General features: G+C 59.5%; 20 protein-coding genes. 12 read left to right on the top strand and 8 right to left on the bottom strand.

Features of this window, described 5'->3' with window-relative positions; translation table 11 throughout:
• Window positions 1-10: 10 nt before the first annotated feature.
• From MRBLMC3_RS15550 to MRBLMC3_RS15535, 4 genes are all read right to left on the bottom strand, one after another.
• The gene (locus MRBLMC3_RS15550; protein ID WP_363830233.1) at window positions 11-1,618 is read right to left on the bottom strand and encodes an alpha/beta hydrolase domain-containing protein; all 1,608 of its coding nucleotides are present in this window, start codon (window positions 1,616-1,618) and stop codon (window positions 11-13) included.
• A 115-nt stretch (window positions 1,619-1,733) separates the two neighbouring features.
• Entirely contained in the window at window positions 1,734-3,902 is a 2,169-nt protein-coding gene (locus MRBLMC3_RS15545; RefSeq protein WP_363830230.1) for a TonB-dependent receptor, read from the bottom strand.
• An 886-nt stretch (window positions 3,903-4,788) separates the two neighbouring features.
• Complete coding sequence (locus MRBLMC3_RS15540) at window positions 4,789-5,829, bottom strand: WD40/YVTN/BNR-like repeat-containing protein (protein WP_363830227.1); 1,041 nt, start codon at window positions 5,827-5,829, stop codon at window positions 4,789-4,791.
• A 117-nt stretch (window positions 5,830-5,946) separates the two neighbouring features.
• Window positions 5,947-6,462, bottom strand: coding sequence for a hypothetical protein (locus tag MRBLMC3_RS15535; protein WP_363830224.1), 516 nt, complete (start codon window positions 6,460-6,462; stop codon window positions 5,947-5,949).
• Between the two features lie 594 nt (window positions 6,463-7,056).
• Here MRBLMC3_RS15535 and MRBLMC3_RS15530 point away from each other — a divergent pair.
• Window positions 7,057-7,317: a hypothetical protein gene (locus tag MRBLMC3_RS15530; protein WP_363830222.1), complete on the top strand. Its 261-nt coding sequence runs from the start codon at window positions 7,057-7,059 to the stop codon at window positions 7,315-7,317.
• A 220-nt stretch (window positions 7,318-7,537) separates the two neighbouring features.
• Window positions 7,538-7,981, top strand: a complete 444-nt coding sequence (locus MRBLMC3_RS15525) for a hypothetical protein (protein ID WP_363737096.1) — start codon at window positions 7,538-7,540, stop codon at window positions 7,979-7,981.
• 50 nt (window positions 7,982-8,031) lie between these two features.
• Here MRBLMC3_RS15525 and MRBLMC3_RS15520 read toward each other — a convergent pair whose 3' ends face one another.
• Window positions 8,032-10,305 (bottom strand): TonB-dependent receptor, encoded by a 2,274-nt coding sequence (locus MRBLMC3_RS15520; protein WP_363830219.1) that lies wholly within the window; start codon window positions 10,303-10,305, stop codon window positions 8,032-8,034.
• Window positions 10,306-10,875: 570 nt separating this feature from the next.
• Entirely contained in the window at window positions 10,876-11,250 is a 375-nt protein-coding gene (locus tag MRBLMC3_RS15515) for a DUF6152 family protein (protein ID WP_363830218.1), read from the bottom strand.
• An 822-nt stretch (window positions 11,251-12,072) separates the two neighbouring features.
• Between MRBLMC3_RS15515 and MRBLMC3_RS15510 the strand changes: the two genes are divergently transcribed.
• From MRBLMC3_RS15510 to MRBLMC3_RS15495, 4 genes are all read left to right on the top strand, one after another.
• Complete coding sequence (locus MRBLMC3_RS15510; RefSeq protein WP_363737099.1) at window positions 12,073-12,561, top strand: DUF6644 family protein; 489 nt, start codon at window positions 12,073-12,075, stop codon at window positions 12,559-12,561.
• A gap of 40 nt (window positions 12,562-12,601) precedes the next feature.
• Window positions 12,602-13,090, top strand: a complete 489-nt coding sequence (locus MRBLMC3_RS15505; protein WP_363737100.1) for a DUF6644 family protein — start codon at window positions 12,602-12,604, stop codon at window positions 13,088-13,090.
• Window positions 13,091-13,338: 248 nt separating this feature from the next.
• Window positions 13,339-14,709, top strand: coding sequence for an aminotransferase (locus MRBLMC3_RS15500; protein ID WP_363737101.1), 1,371 nt, complete (start codon window positions 13,339-13,341; stop codon window positions 14,707-14,709).
• A 93-nt stretch (window positions 14,710-14,802) separates the two neighbouring features.
• Window positions 14,803-15,957 (top strand): MFS transporter, encoded by a 1,155-nt coding sequence (locus MRBLMC3_RS15495; RefSeq protein ID WP_363830215.1) that lies wholly within the window; start codon window positions 14,803-14,805, stop codon window positions 15,955-15,957.
• 224 nt (window positions 15,958-16,181) lie between these two features.
• On the opposite strand, the gene MRBLMC3_RS15490 is transcribed toward MRBLMC3_RS15495, so the two are convergent.
• Window positions 16,182-16,985, bottom strand: a complete 804-nt coding sequence (locus MRBLMC3_RS15490) for an SDR family NAD(P)-dependent oxidoreductase (RefSeq protein WP_363756310.1) — start codon at window positions 16,983-16,985, stop codon at window positions 16,182-16,184.
• Window positions 16,982-17,773: a 2-keto-4-pentenoate hydratase gene (locus tag MRBLMC3_RS15485; protein WP_363830212.1), complete on the bottom strand. Its 792-nt coding sequence runs from the start codon at window positions 17,771-17,773 to the stop codon at window positions 16,982-16,984. Before MRBLMC3_RS15485 ends, MRBLMC3_RS15490 begins: the two co-directional genes overlap by 4 nt.
• 167 nt (window positions 17,774-17,940) lie before the next feature.
• Between MRBLMC3_RS15485 and MRBLMC3_RS15480 the strand changes: the two genes are divergently transcribed.
• The 6 genes from MRBLMC3_RS15480 to MRBLMC3_RS15455 all read left to right on the top strand — a co-directional run bounded on the left by MRBLMC3_RS15480 (window position 17,941) and on the right by MRBLMC3_RS15455 (window position 24,056).
• Window positions 17,941-19,458, top strand: a complete 1,518-nt coding sequence (locus tag MRBLMC3_RS15480; protein ID WP_363830209.1) for an aldehyde dehydrogenase family protein — start codon at window positions 17,941-17,943, stop codon at window positions 19,456-19,458.
• Window positions 19,459-19,492: 34 nt separating this feature from the next.
• The gene (locus tag MRBLMC3_RS15475) at window positions 19,493-19,975 is read left to right on the top strand and encodes a VOC family protein (protein WP_363830206.1); all 483 of its coding nucleotides are present in this window, start codon (window positions 19,493-19,495) and stop codon (window positions 19,973-19,975) included.
• Window positions 19,976-20,103: 128 nt separating this feature from the next.
• The gene (locus tag MRBLMC3_RS15470) at window positions 20,104-20,712 is read left to right on the top strand and encodes an amino acid synthesis family protein (protein WP_363737105.1); all 609 of its coding nucleotides are present in this window, start codon (window positions 20,104-20,106) and stop codon (window positions 20,710-20,712) included.
• A gap of 29 nt (window positions 20,713-20,741) precedes the next feature.
• On the top strand, window positions 20,742-21,629 hold the full coding sequence (locus tag MRBLMC3_RS15465) for an alpha/beta fold hydrolase (protein WP_363737106.1): 888 nt from the start codon (window positions 20,742-20,744) through the stop codon (window positions 21,627-21,629).
• Between the two features lie 73 nt (window positions 21,630-21,702).
• The gene (locus MRBLMC3_RS15460) at window positions 21,703-23,259 is read left to right on the top strand and encodes an acetolactate synthase large subunit (RefSeq protein ID WP_363830203.1); all 1,557 of its coding nucleotides are present in this window, start codon (window positions 21,703-21,705) and stop codon (window positions 23,257-23,259) included.
• Window positions 23,256-24,056, top strand: coding sequence for an SDR family NAD(P)-dependent oxidoreductase (locus MRBLMC3_RS15455; RefSeq protein ID WP_363830200.1), 801 nt, complete (start codon window positions 23,256-23,258; stop codon window positions 24,054-24,056). Before MRBLMC3_RS15460 ends, MRBLMC3_RS15455 begins: the two co-directional genes overlap by 4 nt.
• Window positions 24,057-24,072 lie beyond the last annotated feature (16 nt).

The raw sequence follows: 24,072 nt of genomic DNA, 5'->3' as shown, positions 1-24,072 counted from the left end.
ACTTCGCCTTCTACTCGGGCTGTCGCGCGGCTGGCTCGAAATCTCCGGGCTGAGCAATGGCTTTCAATTCGTCACGGTCTTCCGGTAGCAAATAACCCTGTTTGACAGCGGCCTCCTTCGCTCCCTCATATTTTCTGAGATATGTACTGTACGACCCGTAAAGACGACGCAGCTTGGCGTGGTCATACGGCACCTTCGTGTCATAGATGATATCGCAGTGAGACTCCTGCTCGGTCCAATAAGTGGCAGAGGGAACGGCGATCCAAGGCGGTCGAACGCCGCCGATCATGTTCTGCGTCGTGGCATCCCGAAGGACGCCCTTCCCTTTCCTAACGACACGCGGCGCCCTGGGCATCGGTTTCCCTTCCCGCACCCACTTGTCCATGTCGTCCAGCAAGGCAGAGACAACCATCTCGGCCGGCTCGTCGTACAGCATCTGGCAGCGCGGCACATCGCCCTTGCCAACATCGGCAGCGACATCTTCGGTATGTTGGGTGCCATGATCCGCCAGTCGCAGATGCGGCATACCCGTCACTTCATAATAGCGCAGCATCGGTTGGTCCGTATCTGGCGGGAGGGTGATGCCTTCGATCGCGTCATGCATCAGCTCCGACTGGCTATAGACAGTGACGAAGGGCACATCACTCGGCATCTTGCGAGGCACACGGATGACGTCGCCGCCAACTTCCCCAAAGGCCATGCGACCGGTCATATAGGCGTCAATGAGCGGACGTCCATCGGGCATGCGCCATTGCTGATGACGCCCTTGGTCGAGATAATCCATCCACACCTGCGCAGTCACCGCCCAGCTGTCCACATAGACACGCTGCACGCGCAGCCCACTCATCGGACCATCGGCGAGGTTGGATTTGAGCAGCAGCGCCAGCCCAGCACCAATACCCTGAGACTGCGGCACAAACGGATCAGGCGCTCCGCCGCGTTTGAAGCGGGCCGGGTCGTAATAGGAGCCCAGCGGCGCATAACGGGCATAATCGAAACGCCGCATGAATTCGAAGTTCACGATCCCCGTATAGCGGTTGGGACGGCCCGTCGCCTCATACTCACCCGGCGGAAATTTGGGGTCCTCCGCTGGCTTGTTGATATTGAGGGTATAGCCCACATAGGCATAGCCTTTGCGCAGCAAATAGGCGCGAGTGAGTATCCAACCCGCGCCTCGTTCTCCAAACCAGCTGAAAGGCTCAATGACGACAGTGCCGTTGAATTTGGCCGGATCTTTCGGCTTCCGCACCAAGATGCGCGTAATATATGGTGCCTGGAACAGCGCCTCGCCCGCCGCCGTGATCGCCGGCGCGGTTCCGGACAGATAATACTCCTCCTCGATATACCCGGCCTTCTCGAGATCGCTATATTCGGTTCCTCTCCGCGTTGCGGACGACAGGGGCGGTTGGCCGGTGGACGGCACCGGCAACGCCGAAGGCATGGATGGGACTTCGGCCTGAGCGGGCGAAACTGCCGCCATCAGGGAGGCAGCGAGATAAATCGGCAGGACGGCCGAGCGATAGGCCCCCTTTTTGCGCCATAGGCACCGGACGACGGTTGACGTCATGACACTGCCACCATGCTTATGCCCTCTCTGAATGACCATATCGCCCCACATTCTGCCTCATGGGCTCCATGCGATGCCAATCCCGCATCAAATGAAGGCTGGCAGGGTCTTGCCCTACCAGCCCTCCGTCCAGGTACTACGGGATCCACCTGGACACCTCCACAGATCAGAATTTCAGACGATATTGCACGCCCAGCTGCCGGGGCCGGCTTACGGCCGCCCTGGGCAAGCGCTGTGCGCTGCCGTCCGCCAGGATCTCCTGACGCTCGAACCCCGAACTGTAGAGGTCGCCAAGGTTCAGGCGCTTGTCGAGCAGGTTCTTGCCGAAAAGCATGATTTCCGAAGAGCCGAAGCGCAGACCGAGATTGGCGTTCACGAAATTGAACGGGTGGCGGGTGAGGAAACCCCCTGCGCTATTCGCGACCTTGACCGAGCTTGTGTAGCTATAATCGCCGCTGACAAACAGGCTCATATTCGCGCCGATCTCATGCTCATAATTTGCCCCGACAGTCGCGGTCCATTCCGGAACCTGCACCAGACGCGTATCGGGCGCCTGATTGATGAGGCCCGGATCGATCAGCTTGCCGTTGGTATATCCAAGGCCAAGCTGGATGGTGAGCGGCAATTCGGCAACCGGCCGGCCCGAAATCTCAAGTTCGCCGCCACGGATCCGTGCCTTGCCGGCGTTGGCAATGAAGGAGAAGGTGCAGGTCGGCAGCGCAACCTGCTGCTGGATGTTGGACCAGTCGATCTGGAAGGCGGCTGCCGAAACGTTCAATCGCCCGAAACGGTTCTTCGCGCCGACCTCGTAACTCCACAAGGTATCGGACTTGTATTCCTGCACGTCATCCTGGGTGCGTCCGATCGCCGCCAGATCCCCTGAGCAGAAATCGGGAAGCCTGCCCTGCGATCCGCCCACCCGGAAGCCCTTGGCGGCCGAAGCATAGATGGTGCCATCCGTGCCGATCTTGTAGGAAGCAACCGCTTTGGGAACAAAGCCCTGCTGCCGGCTGCGTCGCTCCGGCGCGAAGTCGCCGCCCGGCGCGTTGAAAATGCCCTGGCTCAGCACCGCATCGGCCTTTTGCTTGATCCAGTAATGGCGCAAACCCAGGGTCACGGTGAGCCGTGGGACCACCTCATAATAGAGTTCACCGAAGATGGCGCTATTATCTTCATGCGCGGGGTAGCGCTGGTTCGTCACATAGGGCGGATCGAAGCCGGCTGCGCCGAGTTCCGGCACGATAACCGCCGGCTGGTAAAAGCTGGTATATTTATGCTGGTAGAAGACGCCCACCGTTCCGGACAGATGCGGCAATAGCGCGCCTTCGTCGAAGGACAGACGCGTTTCCTGCGTGAAACGGCGGTCGCGCGAGATATTGTCCGTGAAAAGCGCAGGATTGCCGGCATCGACCCCTAGCGAGTTTTCGATGAAGAAGTTGGTACCTTCGGTATTGTCTTCGCGCTCATAGGTCTTGCGGGCAAAATAGCTTGTGGACGATATGACGGAAAAGCCGTCGCCCGCATATTTGAGCGCGAGCGATCCCAGGCCCCAACGGTCTTTGGAGAATTCCTGAACATCCCGGTCGCGATCGAGGGTATAGGTTTGCGGCTGATAGCCTGGCAACGGCGCATAAGCCGCCGGGAAGCCATGCAGATCGCTGCTCTGCCCGATCCCGCTCAGCGTCGCTTCGATCGAATCAGACAGCTTGAAGCGTGCCGAGATCGATCCGGAATAGGTGTCGTTGCGGCCCTGCCCGCCTTTCGTGGTGAAGTCCCCCGCGCCATCGGGAAAACGGCGACTGACAAAACCTGATTCGCGCAAATAGCCAAAGGCCATGTTGAGCGCCACGCGATCGGGAACGAGCACGACGTCCGCCCGCGCATTGCCATCGAAGTCGAAGCCGCCACCCTTCGTTCCACCCCCTTGCGCCTGGACGACATAGCTATTGTCGTTGAGCGATGGCTCGCGGGTAATGAAGCGCAGATTGCCGCCCATGGAACTGGCACCGAACAAAGTGCCCTGCGGTCCCTTCAGCACTTCGATCCGGTCCAGATTGAGGACCTGCGGACTGATCGATGCCGGCACAGGAGTATCGTTGATATAATAGGCGGTCGTGTTGGAACCGGCAACGCCGCGAATAACGGTCTGACGGCCACCTACGAAGCCAACCGACGAAAAATCGGTACCTTGACCATATTGAAAGGTCAGGTTGGGAATTTTCGTCGCATAGTCGGCGAACGTCTGGATATTCTGCTTCTGCAGATAATCGGATGAATAGGCGGTGATCGATGCGGGAACGTCCGTGAGCGTTTCTTCCTTGCGCCGGGCCGTCACAACAATCGCCTCGGCGTCCGTTTTCGCCCGCTGCGCTTGCGGCTCCTCCTGGGCGTGGAGAACCGCCGGACATATTGCCATGGTAGCGGATGCAGACGCCGTCAAGGCTATTGCCTGGCGCACCGCCCAATGTTTCCCCGATGTGGAATTATATTTCATAACAACCCTCCCTGCATGTTGTCGCGGCAGTAAATATTTGGATTGCGACGGTTCAGACAATCGGCGAAATCGCCAGCGATTGTTCCTGCTGCTCAACATATAGTGGCAAGATTTAATCCCGCTCTGTTTGATAATATTTGATACGGTTATTTCTAATTTTGAATTTTTCCGTAATCCAAAATCAATAGCCTCAATGAGGCGGTATCATTCAACTGCCCGATCCGACAAAGGTGCACCGAACGCCGCTCCACTGTCCAATATGCGCAGACCTTTCCTGCCTCCTTGGAGCCACGCGTCGGACATTCGACATTGCCCGCCTGCTCGCACGCCCGGCAAAACCAGGACGCATCTATCGATAGACGGACACTATCGATGCTTTTTACTAAGAGTCAACAGAATGTCAATTTTATCTATCATTGTTGCATAAATGATGCGTCTCGCCTTGTTCCTTGGCTGTGCTGCATTTCCGGCGAGCACGCACTGGCTGCACGACAGCCCCTGTCGAAACCGCAAGCCAGCGCACAGCCTGGTTGAAGTCTTCAGCAAGGTGGGAGTGCGCGATCAGGGAACCCTGGCATCAATCGATGTCGAGACCGAGCGAACAGCCCGGCAATCAAGACAGTCGTTCACGCAGCTGCCCGCCCGCCATCGCTGACGGGCAGGGTCCCGGTATGGGGGACAAGGCCCGGCCGTCACCAATGTCGCAGTCGGCGATCCTTGGCTCCTGCTATTTCGCCGTCACCAGCGATTGGTGCGCAGCCTTTATCTGAGCGACGGCGGGGGTCCAGAGAACGTCAGCGATTTCGCTGAAATCGCGCCATTGCTTGAGCCAGCTGAAGCCGCCATTTTCGGACGTGAACAAATGACCATATTTGGTACCCGCGACGATCTGGCGATCGTTCCAGGGATTGACGGAAATGGCCCAGAAGCAGGAATTGGGCTGCTGGGGAAGAGGCAGAACCTCCCAGCTTTCTCCAGCGTCGCGGGAAATCAGCAGCTTGCTTGTCGTGCCAGGCGTACCATCGGAAATGCTGAGATACAGCACATTCTCGCTCGCCGATGGCTTGTTGAGGGCGCGAACATAGTAGAGCCCGAAAGCCTCGCTCGCCAGAATCCCGGACCAGCTTTGGCCATCATCGAAGCTGCGGTAGACGGCATTGACGCTCGCCACGACCACGACCTTCCGGCCGTGGTTCGGCAGGACCGTAATATTGTGGATGTCGGAATTGAAATCCCACAACAGACGGTCATCCAGCCGGGCCCAGGTTTCGCCGCCATTGTTGCTGTGAAACAGCCCTCCCTCCTCGAGCCCGAACCACAATTTGTTGCGATCAGTCGGGTCATAGGCGAACGCCAGCAGCCGCGGCCGATTGACGCCGGCACAAAATTCGGGGATTTCGACTGGCGCCCGCAACCAGGTCTGGCCGCCATCCTCGGTGCGCCACAACGCGGCGCGCGACGGTGCCCCGGTACCAACAAAAATCCGATCGGCGTCATTGGGATCGACCGCAACTTTCCAGACCGTTTCCCCGTCAAAGGGCGATGCGATCCGTTCCCACTTTCCACCCGTGTCGGTGCTGATGCATAGCCCGATGTCCGTTCCGGCGTAGATCGTCTCCGGTGACGTCGGACTGACGCTTAATGAGCGGGTGATCGCATCGAATTCGAGCTGTTGGCCCACGCCGAGGCGATTCCAGCTTTTGCCATCATCCGCGCTGCGAATGATCGCTTGCCCGACCGTCGCCACTAATATCGTTCCGTTGCTCATTTTACTACCTTTCAAATGCCTGCGCCGTGGCGACCACTCGGCTGTCCAAATCCTTGGACCACAGCATCCAGATCTTTCGGCTCACCAAGTTATCGATGACGTCGTTGCGACGTTCGATCACTTCGTGTCCGGCTGAAGCTGGAGGGACGCCTTGCCCTCAGCGTCCACCTTGGTCTGGTTATTCTCGCAGACAAACTCCCCGATCTTGTAATCGGTCTTCTTGTACTGGAACGTGAAACTATAGGGCCGACTGAGATATTCCGGATCCTCGATCATGACCTTGTTCTCGAGCAGGGTCGGCGATGACCGCCTCAGCCTTTCGGTAATCTTCATGTTTATACTGTGAGGTACATTGAAGAAGAGGACGTCGGGTCGCACGCGCGAGGTTTCAATCACTAGCGTGTCGCCGTCCCAGCGCGCGACCGAATAGCCATTGTAGGAGGGCTCCGTATCATCGGCCGGCGGCATCTTCTCGCCGATATGCACCCTGCGGGTCTGGGAGAGAAATTCGGCAAGCACGACCAGTCGCTTTGCATCCTGCATGATCTCGATCGGGTAAATCGCACCCATGATCGAGGGCATGCCCTCCGGCAGGCATTTCGTGCTCGAATTGGCGATCGGTGTGCCCGCCACGTCAGCCGCGTGGAGCCTGTTGAGTAACGTCGCGTATTGACCCGCGAATGGCTCCTTCAGGGGAAACGGTCCGCCAGGTGGCGGAGGATGGTCGGGATCAGTCCCGTACCAGTCGTCAGGATAGCGCTGCCAGGTTCCCGAGAAATCCGGCCGGCCATCAGAAGTCCGGGGGCCGTCGCGGTCAGCCTGATCCTTCGATAGTCCGCCACAGGCCGCGGTCAGCAGGACGAGTGACAAAAAGGAAACTTGCCAGATCTTCACAGCCGATCCTCCACCAGGCCGCCACAGCAAATCGCAGAAAGATCGCAACCCGCGCCGCTTTGTATCCGCAACATCGAAGCTCTCCCCAATCCAGACGCATATCCGCCATTTTCAGGACGCGAAGAGGCTGGATCGCCCGGCGACTCCCCGCATCATTCATATTTACCGTTATGGCAACACATCGGCATTATTCAAGACTATTGTTGCGTAATGTAAACCTCAAGCTTATATGGGCGAAGAGGTTCAATCCCTGATGCGGCCCCGGTTGCAGGTTCCAGACGATTTGCAGCAAAGTGGTGCAACATCTTGGGGTTCGAAGAGAAGGATTGACAAATGCGCAGGTTTGTAACGGCTTCCGTGTTTCCGACATTGATGGTTCTGGCTTTCACCGGCTGCTCCGGAAAGACGAGCGACAATGAGACGGACGCTACCGCCAGTTCCACGCCTGCTGCCAAGCCAGTCCAGATGTCGAGCGAACTCGACAAGTTCATGAACAGACCAATCAACCCGGCCGAGGACGGCGTCGTCAATTTCGATGAGCGCAGCGGCGATGGCGGCGCGAGCACCAGACAGGACGACCAGAACGCCAAATAAGTAGGCGGTTGGTTTCAAAAGGCGCTTTCACATTGCTGGTGGGGAAACAAACATGCGGCATGCCATCTCTTTCGTTGCCCTCGCTGTCTTGGCAGGCCCCCTGGTGGGGCTGGGTGGGTGCTCGGACAAGGCCCCGGTTGAGGCAAGCTCCAATCAGACGACGGCCTCATCCCAAAACGAGGCCGAACCCTTCGATACATCCTTTACGATCAAGCAATTGATGAACGCGACGGTCGATCCGGCGGCCGACGGCCTTTGGGAATCCGTCGCGACCGTTTCGGACGAGAAGGGCGTGGTGAAGCGCGAGCCGCGCACAGCCGAGGAATGGGATGCCGTTCGACGCCATGCGGTGACACTGATCGAAGCGATGAATCTCGTGATGATGAAGGGGCGGCACGCAGCCCCGGCTGGCATTGTCCGACCGTCGGGCGAACTCAGCACGGCACAGATCGACGGCCTGCTCGCCAGCGATCATGAAACGCTGGTGTCCTTCGCCCAGAATATGCAGAGGACAACGAGGACCGCGCTGGCAGCCATCGACCGGCGGGATCCGGTCGCCCTTTTTGAGGCTGGCAGCGAGATCGACCGTGCGTGCGAAGGGTGCCATATGACCTTTTGGTATCCCGATGGCGGCGATCCGCGGCTGCAGCATCTCAAGAAATGAGACGGCCTGTCAGCCCACGCGTGAAGCCTTCGCTCAGCGTGCCTGCCGCCTCATCGTCGTCCGAAGGGTATCCGCAGCGTCACCCCATAGGTTGCCGGCGGCGCATAGATTGACGTCGTGCCCAATATGCCAAGGTTCAGCGCGTACGCACGGAACGCCTTGTTAAAGACGTTCTTGCCCCATGCGGTCAACGCAATCCCTGTCGCCCGATCCGTATAGGTGAGCGATGCGTTGGTCACGTTATAGGCTTTCTGGAGAGATGACAGGCCATTGGTGACTTCCAGATATTGGTCGTCATACCAGGCACCGTCGATCTGGCCCGCCACATTGCCGCCGCCCAGATCCACATTGTAGCGCAGCAGATAATTCAGGCTGAAACGCGGCGCATTGGGAAATTGCGCGCCCACAATCGTTTTCTGGGGAAAATCACAGAGAAAGAAACCGCCCTGGTTCGCACAATATTGCGAGTCCGGCGCTCCAGGGAAGAACTCAGGACCCACCTGCGTACCGGTCGCCGGAATGCTGTCGACATGCGATGTTTGCCATGTCGCGCCGAGAACCGCGTCAAAGCGCCGCGAAGGAGACCAGAAAGCCTCAAGCTCCGCGCCGGTCGAATGGGCATCGCTGTTATAGACGTGCGGTACGCCACCGGCGAGGGAGAAGGCCTGATAGTCATTGTAAATATAGTGAAACAGCGTGCCGTTGAGACGCAGCCTGCGATCCAGCAGCGATGCTTTGAAACCCGCTTCCAAACTGTTGAGCGTTTCGGGCCGATGCTTGAAATCGAGTGGCTGGATGTTCGACGAAAGCGACCAGTTCCCGCCCTTGATGCCACGGTTCCACGAGGCATAGACGAGCAGGTCGGGCGTTGCCTGAAAATTAAGCGAGACGCGCGCCGCCCAGCCGTCGAACCTGTCCCGATTGACCCCGGGCACGATCGCGGCCAGCCCCTCGCCGGTGAACAGCGTAACCGGATTGGGATTGATCGAAGGATCGACGAGAATAGCGCTATAATCGATCGACTTGCGATCAGACGAAAAGCGTCCTCCCAGGGTGAGCGTCAATCGCTCGGCAAGTGTCAGATCGCCCTGCGCGAATACCGACCAGTTGCGGGATCTGATGCTATAGGGCTGTTGGACGGTTGGCGTCGCGAACGCGCCGTTGGCCGCTAGGGCGAGGTCAATGACGGGGGCACCCGTGATATTGTGGTAGCCCTGATATTTCATGTCGAGAAAATAGCCGCCGAGCTGCCATTTGAAACGGTCGGCTTCTCCGCTCAGCCGCAATTCCTGAGAGAATTGGTGAAAATCCATGGCTGTGTCGACATTCACGGTGAGAAGCGGCGTGGCATCTCCATCCTCTGCATAGACCTGCTTGAGTTGAAGATAATTCGTGATGGACGTGAGGGTAAGGCCATCGCCCGCCTTCCAGTTGAAGTCCGCCTGATAGTCATTCACATGTCGATCGAGGTTGCCACGACGCTCTCCGAAATGCTCCCAGGGCGAGGCTGGCTGACCTGTCAGACCGTTGATCACGCCCCCCGTTCCATCGCTCAGCCCGGCGGCGTCGGTATGGCAGTAGCCGTTGGCCTCCGCATCGCAATTTTCGAAAACATAACCACCGGTCGCGACGTGATTGTCCTCCGAATGTTTGTACCAAAGGCCAAGCGTCGCTTCCGGCGAGAGATCATATTGGAGATTGACCCGCGCCGCCCATCCATTGCGACCGCCCAGATCCTGGCCGCTGCCCGACAATATGGTCCCGTCGGCAAGGACAGTGTCACGCGACTTTATGTAGCCATGAGCCTTGTCGATCCGTCCTGCGACACGGACCCTCAATCCGGTCGCCAATGCCCCGCCGATCGCCCCCTCGATTGCCCGGCTCTCGAAACGACCATAGTCCCCCTGGACATAGCCGTTGAAAGCATCCTCGCTCGCGTCGTTGCTGATATAATGGATGAGACCGCCGGTTGCGTTGCGGCCAAAAAGCGTGCCCTGAGGACCGCGCAGCACTTCAATCCGTTTGACGTCGAAAAGTTGCCCTGAAATGGCGTTCATCGAAGCGACATAGGCGTTGTCCTGGTAGACGGCGACCGGCGCTTCGAGATTGTCCGTGAAATTGTTCTGCGAGATGCCGCGCAAGCTGAAGATGGTGAGCTTGGGCGACCAGGCATTGACGTGGAGAGCCGGGATTTGTTGCGTGATCTGCGTGGTGTCGCGAATGTTCAGGCGCGCAATCTGCTCGCCGGAAAATGCGCTGACGGAGAGCGGCACCTTCTGCAGATTCTCGCCGCGCTTGTTAGCGGTGACGACAATATCGCCCATTGCGGCCCCGTCCCTGGCAGCGCCTTGATTGCTTCCTTTCTCGGCAACCTGAGCTTGGCCCGCAGGAGCGGCGAGAATGGCGCAAAGTCCGAAAAACCATGCCAAGGTGCGGTATGACGTAGTGTTAGAGAAGTGCATAAATTTCCCCCTACTGTTCAAGGCCGATCTTCCGCTTGAAGCTGTCCTCTGCTGTATGCCTCGTGCGGAAGGGCGTCATTTCCGTTCCGTCGAATAGATTGCTATTCGGTCTTCAGGCCCAGTATTCCGTCTCTCTCCATCACAGTTTTTTTGTTCTCGCAGACAAATTCTGTGATTCTATATTCGTGTATCTCACGCCTATATTTGATAATGAATATAAGGCCTTGATAGACACTTGGGATCTTCGATTGTGATATCGATCTGCAAAATATCCGACCCGATAAGGTGAAGGCGCTCGACGATCTTCATGGTCCCGCCATGCGGGATATCCTCGTAGCGAACCTCCGCGATTTCTTGACCAGCGATCGGTTCCGATCGCGTGGAAATCGCTCTAAAGATTGCGCGGCTCTGCTCGCATCTTTGTGGCCTGCTTCACCAGGCGGCGAGCAATCGGCCGTCCGGAACCTTGACCTTCGCCAGCATCCCACCCGTTTGCCCGTTCTTGAGAGGATGCATGGCCACGCGCACGCGCTCGCCCGCCTTGATCGTGTTGAATTTCCAACCTGCATGGCGCATCAATGCTGGACTGCTGCACTCCAGCGTATAGCGAACCGTCTTTCCATTGACCGGCACGTCGAGCATCACGAAGGCATGCGGGTTCGTCCATTCGAACTTGCCCACCTCACCCTGCAGGACGACGGTCTTGGTCTGGTCGAACATTGCAAAGGAATGATGGGCGGAAGCGGGCGCACTGATCACCCCCAGAATTGCGAGAGCAAGTACAGATCGCGCGATTTTCACACTCATCTTCATTCTCCTGAAAGAGCTTGTTTAGCCTGCTGGTCTTTTCATGCCATTGATCGCCAACCGCGACATCGACGCAAGAGCGGCGCCAAAGCGCGACGGTATCGTGAAGCTCGAACGATTGTCTCGCAAAACCAACCGGCTTTCCATCTTCATATGTCGTCCGCCCCCTATCGCTGGCTGTGGCCGGCTCCTCGCTTATGCCAATTGCAGAACGCCAGATAACATTCACGAATCGGATGACGCCGAATCGGATGCTCAATTTAGGTAACTAATATCCGTATTAACGCAATACTGTTGCGTTATATGAACGGTAACGAACATCGCGCGCGGCGTGACAACCTTGATTGTCAATGAAAGAAAATACCTGTTTATCAATGTATTGATTCAATTTCCGTGAGCCAAAGGATGTTCGTTGGCACACCCGCATCGATCGGCCTGGAAAACGGGATATTTTCACCAAACAGTCTATCAAGCTCTACAACAATCATCTATTATTCGAGCGATTTGTTGCGCTGCTGGTGCACCGGAACGACGCATTATAACGCGCAATTCCGGACCGCAGGAAAGGCGCGGCCGTTTTCAACGCCACCAATCGGGAGAAGCTCATGCCAATTGCTGGAAGTTTTGAGCGGTGAATGTGTCGCAGGCGACATGGCCGCTGCACCAAGGCCGCCCGGTCGATCCACGCGTCCGGATCCGCGTTAGCGTCGTGTGGAATGCCGGGCGGACGCAGGAGTGTGCCGGCCAGCATTCGGTCCCCCCAATGTGTGCGCGGCAAGATACGCGGACGTCCCAGCCGCGATACCATCAGGAGAATGACAGATGAGCCTTCAGAGCTTTGCAACATGGCTCTACGCCACCCCGCTGGCAACAACGATCCGTGACGAGCCGTGGATCATTCCTTCGGTCCAGAGCGTCCATATTCTCGCCATAGCGGTGGTTGTCGGATCGGCCCTGGTATCGGACCTGCGACTTGCAGGCGTGCTGGCGACCGACACGCTCCCCAATGTCGTCGTGCGTCGTTATCTGCGCTGGATGTGGGTGGCCCTTGCCGTCCTGCTCGCGACAGGCTCACTCATGGCAATCGGCGAACCGGACCGCGTGCTGACGAATTTCACCTTCTGGCTCAAAATGGGGCTGGTGGTCGTCGCATGCCTTCTCACCTGGTATTTTCGGCGTCCACTCCTCCATCCCGAGTTTCAACTCGACAGCGCGAGATGGCGCCCTCTTGTGAAGCCCGCCGCCTGGCTGTCGCTGGCCATCTGGATCTGCGTCATCTTTTGTGGGCGCTGGATCGCCTACACGATCTGAACGCCCCTTTTTCAACCCCATTCTACCGGAAGGATCTGCCGTGGATCTGATTACCATCTTCCAGAAACTGGAGGAGACACCGCTAGCCCTGGCGATCAAGGAAGGCGACAACAGCTTCCCGTGGATTGAATCGGTCCATGTTCTCGCCATCGTCCTGGTCGTCGGAACCATTGCGATCGTTGATCTTCGCCTGATCGGCTATGCCTCGCATCGCCGCGGAGCACGGCAACTGATCGTCGAACTGCTGCCTTACACCTGGGCGGCTTTCCTGCTCGCGGTCGTGACAGGATCGCTGCTCTTCATTTCCAACGCGGTCAAATATTCTGAGAACCCCATCTTCCTCGTCAAGATGGGGTTGCTCGTCGCGGCCGGCGTCAACATGGCCATATTCCACATGGGCGCCTATCGGAAAATCGCCGACTGGAACGATGCGCTGCCGCCGCCGGCCTCAGCGCGTTTCGCAGGCGCAAGTTCGCTTGCCCTCTGGATTGCCGTCGTCATTTGCGGCCGTTGGATCGGTTTTATCTGAAAATAGCAGGCTCGCGGCCTTATTGTTGATGTTTGGTAACACTAATCCGATTTTTCGATCAACTGTTGCGTATAGATCAGAATAGGCATATGCAGTGGAGGCAGCCCCGTCTACAGGGCGCGGACAAGCCTCGCGGGTGTTCGCTTGCCGCCACCGACAGGGCTTTGGGACGAAAGGATCACGCATGAAATGTCGACCTTGGCCCCTGACCCGACGTCTTCTTCAACAGCATTTTCAGGATGCCGCTCATGACACTTGACATTCAACGCGCTGGCCAGATCGATCAGGCCACCCATTTCCATCCCTTCACCTGGATCGAGGATCTCAAGCGGGACGGGCCCAACGTCATGACCGAGGGCAAGGGCGTTCGGATCAAGGATATTCACGGCAATGAATATCTCGACGGCATGGCGGGCCTGTGGTGCGTCAACCTGGGCTATGGTTGTGAAGAAGTTACGGAAGCGATCGCCGCGCAAAGCAAGCGCCTGTCTTTCTTCCACGCCTTCAACGGCATGTCGACCGATGTCGTCATCGAGGCAGCCGACGAGTTGCTCAAGCGTGCCCCCGTCCCCATGGCACGCGTCTTCTTTGGCGCGTCCGGCAGCGACGCGAACGAGACGCAGATCAAACTTATCTGGTATTATAACAACCTTCTGGGCCGTCCCAACAAGAAGAAGATCATTGCGCGCTGGAACGCCTATCACGGCTCCGGTGTGATGACCTCGAGCCTCACCGGCCTTCCCAGCATGCACAATCTGTTCGATCTGCCCATCGGCCCAATCCTGCATGTCACCGCGCCGCACCATTACCGCAAGGCGGCCGAAGGCCAGTCCGAACGTGATTTCTCGCGCGCGCTCGCGGCAGAACTTGAGGAACTGATCGCCCGAGAAGGCGCGGATACGATCGCCGCCTTCTTCGCCGAACCTGTCATGGGCGCGGGCGGCCTCATCGCGCCGCCCGAAGGTTATTTCGAAGAGATCGTCCCGATCCTCAAGCGCCACGACATCCTTCTGGTCCTTGATGAAGTCGTCTCCGGCTTCGGACGCCTCGGCACTTACTGGGGTAGCCAGACCTTCAATGTCGAGCCGGACCTGATCACTTCGGCCAAGGGCGTGACGAGCGGCTATTTTCCGATGTCTGCCTGCTTCATCTCACCAAAGATATGGGATGTAATTGAATCAAGCTCTCCCAAAGCGGGCCTGTTCGCTCACGGATACACCTATTCCGCCCATCCCGTTGGCGCTGCGGCGGCATTGGCAGCGCTCAAGGCGATCGATGACAGGAAAGTCGTCGAGAACGTCGCTGAAGTCGGACCCTATCTCCATAGGTCGATGAAAGCCGCCTTCAGAGACGATCCGCTCGTTGGTGAAATCCGCGGCGTGGGCCTCATGATCGGCATCGAACTGGTCAGGGACAAGGCGACCAAGGAGGCCTTCCCGGCTTCCGACCGTGTGGGTCGCCGCGTACTGCAGGCGGCCGCGAAGGAAGGACTCATAACCCGCGCCCTGGGCGACACCCTTGTCTTCGCGCCGCCGCTCGTCATCAACCATGCGGAAATCGACGAGCTGGTGCAGAAGTTCAAGCAGGCTGTCGAGGCGGTCCGCGGCACCGTCGCCTGATTGAAGACCGGAATGCGGTCGAGCGGCTCCTCAGCCGCTCGCCCTTTCCTGTATTCGGACATCGTTTCTGGAGAGGCTCGAAGACATATGAAAATGAGCTCGGCGGAATCAGCCAGCGTGCGCACTTCAGTGCACTGCCTAAGTGCTGGAGGCCTTGCCGCGAGTGTCCTGATCGGAATCGTTGGTGCCTGGACCATCCTGATCACGCCGGGCCTCCTTGCGGTCGTGGCCGTGCAGGGCGCGCTCAGCGATCAGCAGCTTGGATATGTCGCTGCCTGGGAAATCAATGCGATGGCCGTCACAATCGGCCTCAGCACCTTCCTGCTTCCGCGCTGGGACTGGCGGCTGTGTGTCGCGGTCGGCCTTACCTTCATCATCGCCGGCAATGTCGCGACCGCGTTCAGCGCCGGCTATGCAGCGATCACATTGACGCGAACGATCGCGGGCGCTGGAGAAGGCATTGCCGTGGGTTTTGCTTTCGCGGCGTTCGGTCGCGCCGAAAATCCTGATCGTGCCTTTTCCATCTATCTCGTCACCGGCGCGCTCGCCGGAGCAATTGCCCTGCTTTACCTGCCAAGTTGGCAGGAAAGCGTTGGCACCCGAACCTTGTTCCTTGCGAATGGCGCGCTTGGCGTGCTTACCCTAGGCGGCCTGTTCTGGTTTCCGCACGGCCGTGTCGCTGCCGACGACCCCAGAGCCACGGCGCTTTGTAACCGGCGCCTCGCTTTCCTGGCGCTGATCGGCGTGTTCTTCTATTTCGGCGCAATCAGCGCGATGTGGAGCTATGCGGAACGCATCGGTCAGGCCAGCGGCCTTGACGCCCACCAGATCGCGCGCGGTCTCTCTTACGGAACCTTTGCAGGCATGGGTGGGGCGGCTCTGGCGGGTTTGACGCCCCGACGCCTTGGCCGGATAGGACCCCTTCTTGTGAGCGGCGTCGTTTCCATCATCAGCTTCCGGCTGCTGGACGGCAGGCTGACGCCGCACATTTTCATCATTGCCATGGTGCTGCTGCTCTTTGCCTGGAACTATGCCCAACCGCTTCTTTCAGGCGTCTGCTCCGATGCCGACCCGCGCGGCCGCATAGTCTGCGCCATGGGATCGATCCAGACGTTCGGGATGGGCTTTGGCCCGGCAGCCGTTGCCGCGACGCTGGGATCAGGGAACTTTTCCCTCGCCGTGTGGGGAAGCTGCGCCGTGCTCGGGGCCAGCCTTCTTCTGGTGGTCAGCGCTATTCGTACAAGCTGACCTTTAAACAGCTACCCACCTTGGCAGGATTATTACTACCGGTTGAGCATTCCGATGTGGAACCGCGCGCAACGCCTGCCTGCCAAGACCCCGATCCGCCTGAGCGCCGCAAACCATTAGGGTCAGGCAGAAGGAGCATTGCCAGGGATCAGCATATGACCAAAGGCGCGCCTGCTTTGTGCCAGGGGGATCGGCGGATCGAAGACGATCCGCCGGAGAGCCGCTCAGAGGAAAACAGCGCGAGACAGGCCGCCATCCACCGCAATGGATTCGCCGGTGATGCCACTGGCGAGCTGCGACGCCAGGAACACGATCGGATCGGCAACTTCCTCCACCTCGAGCATGCGGCGCAGTGCGGCAGGCCCGGCTGCCTCCCGCTCGACGATCGCTTCAAAGGTCGTGCCTTCCTCATCGGCCATCTCGCGGAACCAGCTTTCGACGTGCTCGGTGCGCGTGACGCCGGGATGGATGATATTGGCCGTTATACCATCTTGGCCGACTTCGTCCGATAGCGTCTTGGTGAAATGCACGAGCGCGGTGTTACGCATGCCGCTCAGCGCTTCGGTGCAGCGCGCTGTAAGGCCGCCGACATTGACAATGCGTCCCCACTGGGCCTTGCGCATGTGCGGCACGCTCGCCTTGCACATCCGGAAATACCCCATCAGCTTCGTGTTCAGGTCAAGAAGCAGCGCATCTTCATCGGCTTCCTCGATGGCATTACGCACCAGGCCGCCGGGCGCCGCGGCGCAATTGACAAGGATATGCAAGCCGCCAAAGAGACGCACGGTCTCGTCGACGGCCGCCTGGACCGACCCCTTGTCGGTCGTATCGACCGCGATCGCCGCGATCTCGCCCCCCGTATCAGCCCGAAGTTCTCCGGCCGCCGCGTCCAGCGCGGCCTTTGTGCGGGCGGCAATCACCACCTTGACGCCCGCTCGCGCCAACTTGCGGGCGGTCTCCTTGCCGATGCCGACACTGCCGCCGGTGATGATGGCAACCTTGCCTGACAAACCAAGATCGATGCTCATTCGTCTCTCCCTTTCAATGGCGCGCGCGCGATGGTCACGGATACAGATCCAAGACCGCCAAAGTCGGCCAGGATTTCTTCTTCGGATTCAAGATCGGTAATGCCGGTGGCACTGCCGCTCGCCACCAATTGCCCACGGGTCAGGCGCTGGCCGCGGCGAGCAAGCCAGTTGGCGAGCCAGGTGACGGAGCGAAGCGGATTGCCCAGCACCGCCGCGGTCGAACCACGAACCGGATCGCGACCCTTGCAATATAGATTCACAGGAATATCGGAAAAGCGCTCGTCCCAGCCCGAGGCAAGACGGGATCCCACGATGAGCAGTTCGGCATTGCTGTTGTCGGCGACGAGCTGCGCGACTGTTACATCGTCATCGTCGTAGCGCGACGCGCAAAGCTCAATACCCGCGAACAGACCGGAAATGCGTCGTGCGATATCGCTCTCGGACAGGGGGGCAGAGCCGACGGGAAAATCCTCGCCGATCTCGACTATGAGCTCGGCTTCGGCGAAGCGCTGATAGGAGACGGAATCGATCCGAACAGGCGATTGCATGAAATCGCGGCTCCGCAGTCCACCGGCGATGGGCTCGCTCGTCCCCATTGCATGCTGCGCCGCAGAGGTCGTCAAACCGACCTTGTAGCCCCCCAGGGACTCGCCCAGCGCCGCAAGGGTTTCAGACTGGATTGCATAAGCTTCGTCCAAAGAGAAGGGGGCGACGGGTCGCGCTGCCAATCCCTCGCCCAGACGGGCCTTGACCAGTCTCTGCACAACATCGCGCGATGCGGTTTCCACAATGCACTCCAGTTCAGTGTTCCCAGGCCGCCTACATGCCTCCATTGTCTATTCAATGCAACATTCATGCTCAAAAACTATCTATTGTTCAGCTAAACAAGATGATGTAGGTATTGCATCAACACGAACAGGAGGGCCCTCCCACGGGCCCCGGTTGGAGCATCAGGATGACGGCACTTTCCTCCATTCAAACACCCCGCGTGGTTGCAGCGCGACTCAGCGAGTCGCTGAGCAAGGCCCCTCGCCAGCTTTTTATCGGCGGCAAGCATGTGGACGCCCTGTCCGGCCGTACGTTTGCAACGACCAACCCGGCTACCGGCGAGGAACTGTGCCAAGTCGCCCATGCCGGACCGGAAGACGTCGATCTGGCGGTCAAGGCGGCGCGGCGCGCGTTCGAGGATCCGGCATGGCGCCGGATGAGCGCCATGGACCGTTCGATGCTACTTTATCGTCTCGCCGACCTGATCGAGCGGGACGCCCATGAGCTGGCGGTCCTCGAATGCCTGGACAATGGCAAGCCCGCGACCCTGACGCGGCTTGTTGAAATCGAAGGCTCGATCAAGACCTTCCGTTACTTCGCGGGCTGGCCCTCGAAGTTCGGCGGAGAGACTCTCCCCGTTTCACCGCGGGGCGGCCTTCAGATCCTTAACTACACGACGCGTGAACCGGTTGGCGTGGCCGCATTGATCGTGCCGTGGAATTATCCCATGTCGATGGCGGCCTGGAAGATTGCACCGGCGGTGGCGGCCGGCTGCGCCGTCGTGCTCAAGCCTGCGGAGCAGACGCCGCTCACGGCGCTGCGTCTTGCCGAACTGGCGCTCGAAGCAGGCTTTCCGGCGGGCATCATCAACGTCGTGACCGGTTTTGGTGACGCGGGCGCGGCGCTGGTCGAACATCCCGGGGTCGACAAGGTCGCTTTCACCGGTTCAACCGAGGTGGGCAAGGCTATAGTGCGGGCCTCCACGGGCAATCTCAAGAAGGTTTCCCTGGAACTGGGCGGCAAATCGCCCCAGATCGTCCTGCCAGATGCCGATCTGAGCGCGGCGGCGGCGTCGATCGCGCAAGGCATTTTCTTCAACCAGGGGCAAACCTGCACGGCCGGTTCGCGCCTCTATGCTCATGAGGCTGTCTATGACGAGCTCGTGGAAGCGATCGCCGGCCATGCCCGCTCACTCAAGATCGGCAATGGCCTGGACGAAGACGTCAATTTCGGTCCGCTGATCTCCGAGGAACAGTGGAACCAGGTCAGCGGCTATGTCGAGATCGGCGTGAACGAAGGCGCGCGCGTGCTGACAGGCGGTGCCCGTCCATCCGGGCTGGATAATGGCTATTTCTTCGAGCCCACCATCCTGGGCGATGCGCAAGCGGGTATGCGCGTGGTGCGTGAAGAGATATTCGGACCGGTTCTGAGCGCCTTGTCGTGGAAGGATGCGGATCAGTTGATCGCTGAAGCCAATAATTCGGACTTCGGTCTTTCTGCCGGTATCTGGACCAATGATATCAAGAGCGCTCACCGCATCGCCGGTGCCGTGAAGGCCGGCTCGGTGTGGATCAACTGCTTCAATCTCGTCGATCCTGCAACGCCGTTCGGCGGCTTCAAGCAGTCAGGCTGGGGCCGCGAACATGGCCGGCAGGCGATGGAACTCTACAGCGAAACCAAGAGCGTCTGGGTCAACCTGACCTGAGACGAAGTCCATGGAGACACAGAAGGAAGCTCTCATGTTCACTCCTAAAATCCGGCGCATCGCGCACCTCGTCCTCTATGTGAAAGATCCGGAAGCCTCCGCTGCCTGGTACAAGGACGTGCTCGGTATGGAGGTTGTCACCCGCATCAACGGCGGTCCCTATGAAGGCGGCATATTCCTCACCTTCGGGGTTCATGATCATGACATCGCACTTTTCCCCGCTCCTCCCGGCGCCACCAAGGGGCTGGAATTCGAGCATGTGGCTCTGGAGCTCGATAGTCAGCATAGCCTGGAGGATCTTCGCCGGGTCTATGCCACCTTCATCGAAAAGAAGGTGCGAATTCATGAAATTCTGAACCATGGAGTATCGGTGGGCATATATTTCCATGATCCCGATGGACATATGCTCGAAGTCGTCGCCCAGGTCGTCGCCCCTGCAGGTGGCGCGGCGATCGAGGAACTGGGCCGAAATGAAGGCCAAGCCGATCCGTTCGAGCTTTCTCCGCTCTACGACTAGCCCCGCCGCGCGCCGTCGCCCTCCTTCGCCGAGGCCGAGAGGCAAGCCTATCGCAGCGATACAGGCTGCCCACGTCCATGTCCGCGCGACAATATCATCGATCACAACAGGAAGGAATCATCGTTACCATGTCCGAGCGCCCGAGCAATTTCAACGGCCTGCACATTCGCAAGTGGTTCACCTATGAGGAAGAAACGCTGGCCATCGAAACTGGCCGGCTGGCCGATGGCGAACCGGTGGTCAAGATCGTGGTCGCCGCCGCCATCGCCAATCCCCATGCAGGAAAGTTCACCAATTCCTTCGACGAGGTGATCGCCGCATCCGAGCATCTGGGCATCGAATTCGGCCGCCGCATCCAGGAGCGCCTCGCCGGCCGAAAGGTCGAAAGCTATGGCAAGGCCGCCATTGTCGGTGCCAATGGCGAATATGAACATGGCAATGCATTCCTGACGACGAACTTCGCCAATCCCGTCCGCGAAGCCGTGGGCGGCGCAGAGGCGTGGGTACCCTCCACCGGAAAGCGCGGCGGTCCGGGTACCGAGATCGACATTCCGCTCGCCCACAAGGATGCGCTATATGTGCGCTCGCACTATGATACCTTCTCTGTCAGCTTCGGCGATGCGCCGAGCCCCGATGAAGTCGTCATCGCGATGGCAGTCGCCACTCGAGGCCGTCTGCACCCGCGCCTGGGTGGCCTCACTTCGGCTGAGGCCGTCGGCAAGGACGGCCTTCGCTGATTCCCCTCATCAGGTGATGGAATAAAACCATGCGAGAGACCGCGCCAGTCGCACCGCAGCCCCTTCCAGGCGAGCGTGTCGCCTTTCACGAGGGGAACGGCATCAAGCTTCGCGTCCGGGAATGGGGCGCCAAGGACGCCCCTGCCCTCGTGCTCCTGCACGGATTGCGAGGCTTTTCGGGGACCTGGCGCGGTCTCGCCGAACATCTGGCCGAGGATTATCGCCTCATCGCCATCGATCAGCGAGGTCGGGGCGAAAGCGATTGGGACCCGGGCCGAAACTATTATACCGATGCTTATCTGGACGACCTTGAGGCAGTGGTGGAAACGCTCGGTCTCCAGCGCTTCGCACTTCTAGGCCATTCGATGGGGGGGACCACGGCATATGTCTATGCGGCCAAGCACCCCGACCGCCTGTTCGCACTCATCATCGAGGACATTGCGCCTGGCGCCTCCATCCAGGGCGAAGGGGCTGAACGGATCAAGGCCGAAATGGCTGCACTACCGTCTGATTTCGAGAATTGGGACGCCGCTCGGGCTTATTGGCGCTCGGCACGGCCGACCGTCTCCACCGAAGCCCTTGAGCAGCGCCTTGCAGAGAGTCTGCGGGAAGCCCCCGATGGCAGGATCGCCTGGCAATATGATGCAAAAGGGATCAGCGAGACGCGCCTCCATCCCGATCCCCTGCGCGTCGTAGATCTCTGGCCGGTGATCGAGCGTATCGACACGCCGACATTGATCATTCGCGGAGAGCGTTCGGACTTCTGCGCGATGGAGGCTGTAACGGAAATGCAGCGCCGAAACGCGTATATCCAGTCGCTGACCGTCGCAGGCGCAAGCCACTATGTCCATGATGATGCGCCCGCTGCCTTCGTTCGGCACGTAAGGCGCTTTCTGTCCGCAACGCTGCGACCGTGACATTTGGTGCCGCGTGAATCGCCATGCGGTAATCTGAAAATTTTCCAGGCGAAATGAGAAGTTGGAGGAAATTGTGGCCGCAACAAATGGTGCGCATCTGCTGCTTGAAACGGCGCGCGATCTCGGCGTGGAAATCTGCTTCGCCAATCCCGGCACGACCGAGCTGACGCTCGTCGACGCGCTGGACAGTGTTCCCGAAATCCGGCCGGTGCTGGGCCTGTTCGAAGGCGTCTGCACCGGCGCGGCTGACGGCTATTCCCGTGTATCGGGCAAAACCGCCCTCACGCTTCTCCATCTTGGGCCGGGCTTTGCAAACGGGATTGCAAACCTCCACAATGCGCGCCGCGCCCGCTCTTCGATCATCAACCTGATCGGCGACCACGCGACGTGGCATTTGCCGTATGACGCGCCGCTCACCTCGGATATCGAATCCCTTGCCAGGCCGGTGTCCCAGGCGGTCATCCGCCTGGCCGATGTCGCGACCCTCAGCGCCGACGTGACCCATGCCGTCGCGCTGGCGATGAGTGCGCCGGGCAGCATCGTCACGCTCATCGCACCCACGGACATCATGGACGCACCGGCCGCTGCCAACAGATCGCCTGCGCTCGCGGCCAGGGAACAGTATCGCATTCCGTCACCCGACGAGATCGCCGACCGGGCAAAGGCCATCCCGGCTGACGCGGATGTCATTTTCCTTTTGGGCGGTAGCGGCGCTCTGCACGAAGGCGCGATCCGGGCCGCAGGGCGCGTGGCCGACAAGATCGGCGCACGGCTGCTCATGGAATCTTATCCGCGCATCGTTGATCTCGGCGGCGATCTGCCCCGCCTCGAACGTCTCGCCTATTTTCCCCAGGATGTGATCGCCCAGCTCGGCGATGCAACGATCGTCCTGGTCGGCGCAAAGACGCCGGTCAGCTATTTCGGCTATGAGGGACAACCGAGCCAGCTCGTCAGCGATGAGAAGCTGGTGATCCTTGCCGAGGACAATGAGTGCGGCGCCACCGCGCTGGAACTGCTTTACGAGCGTCTGAAGGAGCGCTCGTCTTCCCCTTCCAGCCCTCCGCCTTCCGCTCGAATCCGCAGCAACGACCTCACGCCAGACGAAATTGTCGAAGAACTGATCGTGCAGTTGCCCGAAGGCGCTATCATTTCCCTTGAAGGATCGACGCTGGGCGGCCCGTTCCTGCGCGAATCCTACCGTGCGGCGCGCCATCGCGTGATGACGAACACGGGCGGTGCGATCGGCCAGGGGCTTCCCTGCGCGGTAGGTGCCTCGCTGGGTGCGCCTGGCGCACGAATCGTCTCCCTGCAATCCGACGGAAGCGCCCAATATACGTTGCAGTCTCTCTGGACGATGGCTCGCGAGAACCTCCCCATCATCATCGTCATGGCCGCCAATCACCGCTACGGGATCCTGCAGACCGAACTGAAGCGGGCCGATGCTGACCTTAGCCTGCCCGCGATCGAGACGCTCACGCGCCTCGATAATCCCAAGACAGACTGGACGGCGCTGGCGCAAGGCTATGGCGTGGCAGCGATCCGGGCGACCAACTCGCAGGAATTCGCCGCAGCACTGAAGCGGGGGTTTTCGCATGACGGTCCCCTCCTCATTCAGGCCGAACTGCCATGAGCCACCTGCAACGGGATACCGATGTCCCCGTCGCCCTCATAACAGGGGGCAGCGGCGGCATAGGCTATGCGATTGCCGCGGTTCTAGCGCGCAAGACATTTGCCGTCGTCATCACGGCCCGCGACATGCAAAGGCTGGAAGACGCCGCCAGCCGGCTCAGGAAGAATAGCCAGGGTGTGATCGAGGCCCTGCATTCCGACGCGACCGATCAGAACTCTGTCGACCACCTGATCGCATCCGTCCTCGAGCGTTTCGGTCGTATCGACCTGCTGGTCAACTGCGCCGCCAGTACATCGAGCGTCTCGGGCGATGTCGCACAGATCGAGGTCGATGCCATTCTCGATGACCTCAATACCAAGGTCTGCGGCTATCTGCGCTACACCCGCGCCGTGACGCCCGCCATGACCAGCCAGCAGGCGGGACGGATCGTCAATATCGGCGGTCTGACCGGCCGTAATTCGGATACGTTGAGCGGGATGCGCAACGTCGCGGTTACGCATATGACCAAGGCCCTTTCCGATGCCTTGGGACCCAAGGGCATCACGGTCAACGCGCTTCACCCCGGCATCGTCCGGACCCCCCATCTTGACGAGCTCTTCGAAGAACTGGCCCATGACGGCCAATGCACGGTAGAGGATGTCGCAGAGGACTTCATCTCGCGCATTCCGCTGCGGCGCGTCATCGATGCCGAGGAGATCGGCGATGTCGTAGCCTTCCTGGCCTCCCCCGCCGGCGCTTCCATTACGGGCGAATCGATCGCCATCGACGGGGGTTTTTCGCGCGGCATTTATCTTTAACGGGGTCCACAAAACA

Origin of the sequence: Sphingobium sp. LMC3-1-1.1 (assembly GCF_040676285.1) — a bacterium.
Classification (GTDB): domain Bacteria; phylum Pseudomonadota; class Alphaproteobacteria; order Sphingomonadales; family Sphingomonadaceae; genus Sphingobium.
Note: the sequence above shows the minus strand (reverse complement) of the source record. Positions and strands in the feature narration are given on the sequence as shown.

What these genes read in the sequence shown, in the direction of transcription:
- MRBLMC3_RS15500 (WP_363737101.1), top strand. Translation starts at nt 13,339, where the DNA reads ATGACACTTGACATTCAACGCGCTGGCCAGATCGATCAGGCCACCCAT.
- MRBLMC3_RS15515 (WP_363830218.1), bottom strand. Translation starts at nt 11,250, where the DNA reads ATGAGTGTGAAAATCGCGCGATCTGTACTTGCTCTCGCAATTCTGGGG.
- MRBLMC3_RS15510 (WP_363737099.1), top strand. Translation starts at nt 12,073, where the DNA reads ATGAGCCTTCAGAGCTTTGCAACATGGCTCTACGCCACCCCGCTGGCA.
- MRBLMC3_RS15465 (WP_363737106.1), top strand. Translation starts at nt 20,742, where the DNA reads ATGCGAGAGACCGCGCCAGTCGCACCGCAGCCCCTTCCAGGCGAGCGT.
- MRBLMC3_RS15525 (WP_363737096.1), top strand. Translation starts at nt 7,538, where the DNA reads ATGAACGCGACGGTCGATCCGGCGGCCGACGGCCTTTGGGAATCCGTC.
- MRBLMC3_RS15495 (WP_363830215.1), top strand. Translation starts at nt 14,803, where the DNA reads ATGAGCTCGGCGGAATCAGCCAGCGTGCGCACTTCAGTGCACTGCCTA.
- MRBLMC3_RS15475 (WP_363830206.1), top strand. Translation starts at nt 19,493, where the DNA reads ATGTTCACTCCTAAAATCCGGCGCATCGCGCACCTCGTCCTCTATGTG.
- MRBLMC3_RS15480 (WP_363830209.1), top strand. Translation starts at nt 17,941, where the DNA reads ATGACGGCACTTTCCTCCATTCAAACACCCCGCGTGGTTGCAGCGCGA.
- MRBLMC3_RS15490 (WP_363756310.1), bottom strand. Translation starts at nt 16,985, where the DNA reads ATGAGCATCGATCTTGGTTTGTCAGGCAAGGTTGCCATCATCACCGGC.
- MRBLMC3_RS15530 (WP_363830222.1), top strand. Translation starts at nt 7,057, where the DNA reads ATGCGCAGGTTTGTAACGGCTTCCGTGTTTCCGACATTGATGGTTCTG.
- MRBLMC3_RS15455 (WP_363830200.1), top strand. Translation starts at nt 23,256, where the DNA reads ATGAGCCACCTGCAACGGGATACCGATGTCCCCGTCGCCCTCATAACA.
- MRBLMC3_RS15470 (WP_363737105.1), top strand. Translation starts at nt 20,104, where the DNA reads ATGTCCGAGCGCCCGAGCAATTTCAACGGCCTGCACATTCGCAAGTGG.
- MRBLMC3_RS15540 (WP_363830227.1), bottom strand. Translation starts at nt 5,829, where the DNA reads ATGAGCAACGGAACGATATTAGTGGCGACGGTCGGGCAAGCGATCATT.
- MRBLMC3_RS15550 (WP_363830233.1), bottom strand. Translation starts at nt 1,618, where the DNA reads ATGTGGGGCGATATGGTCATTCAGAGAGGGCATAAGCATGGTGGCAGT.
- MRBLMC3_RS15520 (WP_363830219.1), bottom strand. Translation starts at nt 10,305, where the DNA reads ATGGGCGATATTGTCGTCACCGCTAACAAGCGCGGCGAGAATCTGCAG.